This is a genomic window from Lysobacter xanthus (assembly GCF_047159895.1).
Genome location: NZ_BAAGAB020000155.1, coordinates 1 through 731, shown reverse-complemented (window position 1 = coordinate 731; position 731 = coordinate 1). Strand labels below are relative to the sequence as shown.

General features: G+C 62.5%; 1 protein-coding gene. It reads right to left on the bottom strand.

Annotated features, from left to right (window positions below; genetic code table 11):
• Nucleotides 1-369 precede the first annotated feature (369 nt).
• Complete coding sequence (locus ACY35P_RS15625) at nucleotides 370-648, bottom strand: hypothetical protein (protein WP_462116757.1); 279 nt, start codon at nucleotides 646-648, stop codon at nucleotides 370-372.
• Between the last annotated feature and the right edge of the window lie 83 nt (nucleotides 649-731).

The following is a 731-nucleotide window of genomic DNA, read 5'->3' as shown; positions in this document are numbered from 1 at the left end:
CTAACACCTGAGTTAAGCCGCGCCGCGAAGCGGCGTCGGCTTGGACGAATTGTTAGAGCCCACACGACCTTGCGGGCAGACCCCAACTCCACGGTGCGGAGAATGCCACGGCCGCCCACCCGCGAGGTGCTTAGGCGCGAGCAGAAGGCAGCCGGAGCGCGAGGGTTTTCAAGCGCCGCCCAAGGTCGACGGGTTCCTATAAGGATGCCGGGCCGAGCGCGTGATACAAGGCGCCGCCTGGCCGCGCTGGGAAATGCAAGCCGGGAGGAAACCACTACGACTTCTGCTGCAGTCGGTGGTGGGCGCTAACACCTGAGTTAAGCCGCGCCGCGAAGCGGCGTCGGCTTGGACGAATTGTTAGGTGCCGCGCTATTGATGGTAGGCACCCTTTTCACACCAGAACTTGGTCTCCACGCCAGCCTGACCTTGGAAGAGCTGGGCGGCGAGCTGGCAGTTATCGCCATTGTATTCATCTCCGTCTGCAGCATCGAATGAGGCGACATGAACGCGCTTGACGCCCATAGCGAGGGAGCTGCGATAGAGCGTGTAGGTATCAGCACCGCCCGCACGGCTTGAACAACCGCCAAGTGCGGCGAGGGGGGCGAGGAGCAACGATGCAATGACCAGCAAGCGCGACGTTCGTGTCATGCGGCACCTAACACCTGAGTTAAGCCGCGCCGCGAAGCGGCGTCGGCTTGGACGAATTGTTAGGGGGCGTACTCAGCACCCTA